This window comes from Streptococcus sp. HMSC074B11 (assembly GCF_001808705.1).
Taxonomy (GTDB): Bacteria; Bacillota; Bacilli; order Lactobacillales; family Streptococcaceae; genus Streptococcus.
The window spans coordinates 1-205 of record NZ_KV794285.1 but is presented as its reverse complement, the minus strand read 5'-3'; the positions used below and the strand labels follow the sequence as shown (position 1 = coordinate 205).

Sequence of the window (205 nt, the reverse complement as noted above, 5' to 3'; positions counted from 1 at the left end):
CCAGGCGATTAAGCAACATGATAAGCAGTTGATGAGAACTGTTCTGGATACGACTGAAAGTTATATCGAAACAGAAGAAGAACAAGAGTCATTTGAGAGGTTCAAGAGTAAAATATTGAGAAATTTCCAATACACTAAACCAGCCGAACAAAGAGGATTCAGTCATGCAGGAATAGGGATAATGGAGAGTCAGCATCGTAAGGTC

General features: G+C 39.5%; 1 pseudogene. It reads left to right on the top strand.

Features of this window, described 5'->3' with window-relative positions:
• Positions 1–205: pseudogene (locus HMPREF2619_RS11485) on the top strand (ISLre2 family transposase); the annotation flags it as partial.